Here is a 4,283-nt window from a genome sequence, read left to right on the forward strand (position 1 = left end):
CCTCCCGCTCCCACGCCCGGGCCGAGCGCGGACACGACTGGGCCCTGCGCAAGGCCGCCCGCGACCTCGTCCACGGCGGCCCCGCCCTGGGCCGGGGCGAGGACGGCGCGAGCACCGCGATGGCCATCGACATGCTGTTCTTCCTCATCACCGCCGCCGTTCACTGGCACGCCCGGAGGGGGCACGCGCAGCAGGCCGCCGCCGCCCGCCAGGCCGCCGAACACCTGCGCGCCGCCTACCGGTCGGCCCGCGCCCAGCCCCTCGGCGTCCTGTACCAGCGCGGCCGGCACCTGAACCGGGCCCTGCTCCACCGGCAGACGGCCATGGTGCGCGAGGCGCTGCCGGATCTGGCCGAGCAGGTCCTCGCCGAGCCCGGCTGGTACGCGCTGGCCGCAAGCCTCGCAGACGCCGAAGCCGCCGGCCACGACCCGGCCGCCCTCCTGTCCGACGCCACGCAACGGCGTGAGCTGCACACCGCGGAATCGGTGAGCGACGTGCTGGTGTGGCGGCTGCGGCGGCTGGCCGATCTGCCCGCCGACGCCTCCGGGCTGCCCGCGCACGGCACGGTGGAAGGCCCGTCCGCCGGTCGGCATCTGGGCCCAACCCGCCCTGCCGGAAGGCGGGAAAGACCCCAGTGGCCGGGAGCTGCCGTGCGGTGAACTGACCCGCTGCTCGGCACATAGGATTCCAGGACCTGCGGACGACGAGAGCCGCACTCATCGGGGCGCTACTGCACGCAGTCAACGATGCCGCATCGGCCCTCCGGTCTCGTGCTGGACTGTTCCACTTGGCCCGCGGCCGTCGCCACGGAGTCGTGCCCGCCGTTGGGCTACGCCGGGCCGACTTCGGCAAGCGTCCCGGCCCGGACAGGGCCGGAAGCAGTCCGCCTCTCCTCGCCGTCGCGCGCGACGTCCTCACCGGGCTCGCTGGCACCGCCAACCTCGCCGGACCGCCGCGCCACCACGCGCCGTGGCCGATGCACACACCGCTGCTCCCTGCGGTCGGGGCTCAAGGGCGCGCCCGCGTTGATGCTCAGGTTCGTCTGCCCGCAGGAACAGCCGGGTCAACCACAAACATCCGCATCACCCGGGCGGATGCTTTTCTCGGCCGCCAGGCGCTTGCAGCGCCGAGGCTGGCCCCGGTACTCGGCCCGGGGCGCGGCAGGGGCGGCCAATCCCACTCTTTCGTGTAGCGGCATTGTTCGATTTTGGGCGGCTAGCATTCCGTGCACGCTGTCCATGAAATTTCATGACGGGAATTCATGGAGCTTCCACCTGCGCAATTCCGGCGGCCGGGAGAGAGCAGCGGAAAAGTGAGATTGTCGAACAGAGAGGGCGCATCACCGATGCAGAAGTTCACGAATGGCACGCCTGCTAGCCTCGTCGCGGGCGAGTGGGTGAAGAGCCGCAAGAGTGAAGTCAACGGCACGTGTGTCGAGGCTGCGCAGCTCCCGCAGGGCCGCGTAGCCTTGCGGAACTCGACTGACCCCGGCGGGCCCGCCCTGGTCTTCACCACCGCCGAGATGGAAGCCTTTCTCGATGGCGTGAAGAACGGCGAGTTCGACTCCTTCGCCAGCCTCAACCAGTAGTCTCGAAAAGTAAGTTCAGCCGTCGCCTCCCGCCGGTCGTGCCATCATCTGCCTATGACACCTCCGTACGGAGCAAGCCTGCCCTCGGATGCGAATCCGATTGTCCGTCTGGCCCGGCCTCCCGGGCCAGACACGACGAATACGGCGGCGAATATTATGCTGGGACTCACCGTCAGGGGCCTGCGCGAGACCGCGGGCCTCACACAGCGGGCCCTTGCGCACGCGGTTCACGTCTCGCCCTCGACGATCAACCGTCTGGAGACCGCGGAAACGACGCCCGTGCAACGCACGGCGGACACGGTGATCAACTACCTCACGTCCGACAAGACCAAGCGCGACGAGCTGACGATGCTGCTCTCGCGCGCCACAGAGCCGGAGTGGTTCCAGCATCGGTTCAACGACTGCACACCGGACTATCTCCACCGGCTGCTCGGTCTTGAGTCGATGGCCATCGCCATCACGACATACGACGTGCGACTGGTACCCGGGCTGCTCCAGACGCCGGAGTACGCCGCCCACATCGTCCGCACCGGTCTGCATCTGAGCGAATGGAACGGCCCGGAGCTGGAGCTGCGCCTGGCTCAACGGGCCGAGCGCCAGCGGCGGGTGCTGGAGCAGCCGGGCCCGCCCCAATGTGTTTTCATGCTGGACCAGTCCGTACTGGGCCGGAAGGCCGGGACCAAGAAGACCATGCACGAGCAGATGGTCTCCCTGCGTGAGATGGCCGATCTGCCGCACATGACGGTTCAGTTCGTGCTCTCCGGGCGGATAATCGCGGGCAACGCTGCCGCGATGGCAGGCTCCATGGCGCAACTGCAGTTCGGCCAAGGCGGCCTTCCCGACTTCGTCTACGCCGAGCAGTATGAGAGGGCCGACTACTTCTCCCAGCCGTCCCGGAAACCCAAGGACCCGAGCAAGCCGCCGACGCCCCGGCAGAGCGACTACGAGCGGCACCTGCAGCTGCTCCTGCGGATCCAGGGCGAGGGATGCGCCTCACCGGCCAAGAGCCGGCGCATGCTGGACAAAGCCATCCGGCGCTACGCGTAGCGACTCAGCCGTTCCGGTCGCCTAGCGCCGGGGCGGCACCTTCCCCAGCCCTCCGTACTCCGTCCACTCGATGCCGCGCCGGCGCTGCTGGAGCTCGGAGTCAGGTCGCCAATCCGTCACATCGACGAGACCTGGCTCCTGCTCGATGAGGTGCGTGAAGATCTCCTCCACGTCCGCCTTCTCCCGCACGCGCCCCCAGTTGCCACGGGTTTGGACCCGCATGAGTTCGGTGACATCGTCGCGGACTGTCACGTCGTCGCTGACGAGCTGGCTCACGGCGACGAAGCTGCCGGGCACGAGCCTGTCGACGACCCGTTCCACGAGCTGCTTGGGGCCTGCCGCATCGGGCAGACAGTGCAGCACGGAAAGGAACAGGGCGGCCACCGGTTCGGAGAAGTCGATGAGCCGGTTCAGGCCCTTGTGCGCGAAGACCTTGTCGGTCTCCGTGATGTCGAACGGCAGGATCGCGGTGTGCTCGTTCTCGTCCAGCAGCGACTGGCCGAGCGCCAGGACGACCGGGTCGTTGTCGATGTAGACGACGCGAGCCCCGGAGTCGACTTCCTGGGCGATCTGGTGCACGTTGCGCTGCGTCGGCAGGCCGGAGCCGAAGTCGATGAACTGCCTGATCCCGTGCTCCTGGGCGAGCACGCGCACCACGCGCTGGAGGAACCAGCGGTTGCTCAGCTCTGCCTCACGTGAAGTGGGTGCGACTTCCAGGAGTAACTCACAGGCATCCTGGTCGACTTCGAAATTGTTGCTGCCGCCCAGCAGCCAGTCGTACATCCGCGCAGCGCTCGGCACCGACAGATCGACCACACGTTGCTCCGACAACGGACGTGTCCCCTCGCCGATTCCACCACGTTCAAAGTGGAGTCGCCCATCCTATGAGGGCAGCACACAGCGCACCACCGCCGGCAAGGGTGAAGGGTGGTGAAATAGCGGCGGGAAGAGTGACCCGCCGACGAACGTGTACGCGGGTGGCGTTCAGGGGCGCGTCAGGGGCGCCTCCCCTCGGCCAGGTGGGGAAGGGCACGCCGGGCGGCACCCAGGCCGGCCTCGACGGCAGGAGAATCAACCCCCATGAGCTCGGCCGCCTCTGCGACACCCAGCCCCAGGCGGCGGCACAGCAGCACGCTGTCGGCACTGGTCATCGGCAGGCCGCCGTACAGGGCGGCCACGTCGGCATCCCGCGGCGGAAGACAGTCGCTGTGCCGGCTGACTTGGAAGCGGAGCTGCTCCCAGACGTCGGCTGCGAGGCTCGGCCGGCTCAACAGCCAGTCCCAGTGCCGCCGGGAGAAAGACAGCGTGGCGCGCACGACGGCCGTCACCCCCGCCGGCCTGTCGAGCCGGGCCTCGGCGTAGCGGGCGTAGCGGGGCGGGTTCCGCTCGGCGAAGGCCCTGAACCCGAGGTCCGCGGCGATGAGAGCATGATTCGCCCGCACGGGACCGTGAAGCGGTGCGCCGTCGAGCGGCGCGCTCGATCGAGCGGTGAAGAGAATGGGCGCTCCTCAGGCATGCGGGGCGCTGCCGCGGCCCGGGCACTCGATGCCGCGCGTCGCGGCGGCAGACGGCAGAGGGCCCCGCGCTCCGACGAGCGCGGGGCGAAGATGCCCGGTGCTAGTTGCCCGGGGCCCAGGTGACGTTGACG

At 69.1% G+C, this 4,283-nt stretch carries 4 protein-coding genes and 1 pseudogene; 3 read left to right on the forward strand and 2 right to left on the reverse strand.

Annotation, left to right across the window (positions count from 1 at the left end):
* The 3 genes and pseudogenes from ACFU99_RS35060 to ACFU99_RS35070 form a co-directional block, all read left to right on the forward strand.
* Positions 1-659: pseudogene (locus ACFU99_RS35060) on the forward strand (mobilization protein); the annotation flags it as partial.
* A gap of 686 nt (positions 660-1,345) precedes the next feature.
* Positions 1,346-1,588, forward strand: coding sequence for a DUF397 domain-containing protein (locus ACFU99_RS35065; protein WP_384400061.1), 243 nt, complete (start codon positions 1,346-1,348; stop codon positions 1,586-1,588).
* 156 nt (positions 1,589-1,744) lie between these two features.
* The gene (locus tag ACFU99_RS35070) at positions 1,745-2,635 is read left to right on the forward strand and encodes a helix-turn-helix domain-containing protein (protein ID WP_384400064.1); all 891 of its coding nucleotides are present in this window, start codon (positions 1,745-1,747) and stop codon (positions 2,633-2,635) included.
* Positions 2,636-2,656: 21 nt separating this feature from the next.
* Here the strand turns inward: ACFU99_RS35070 and ACFU99_RS35075 are convergent, their stop codons facing one another.
* Together ACFU99_RS35075 and ACFU99_RS35080 are read right to left on the reverse strand one after the other, a co-directional pair.
* Entirely contained in the window at positions 2,657-3,451 is a 795-nt protein-coding gene (locus tag ACFU99_RS35075) for an SAM-dependent methyltransferase (protein ID WP_384400067.1), read from the reverse strand.
* A gap of 179 nt (positions 3,452-3,630) precedes the next feature.
* Positions 3,631-4,077: a hypothetical protein gene (locus tag ACFU99_RS35080; protein ID WP_384400070.1), complete on the reverse strand. Its 447-nt coding sequence runs from the start codon at positions 4,075-4,077 to the stop codon at positions 3,631-3,633.
* Positions 4,078-4,283 lie beyond the last annotated feature (206 nt).

The organism is Streptomyces sp. NPDC057654, assembly GCF_042800135.1.
GTDB lineage: Bacteria > Actinomycetota > Actinomycetes > Streptomycetales > Streptomycetaceae > Streptomyces.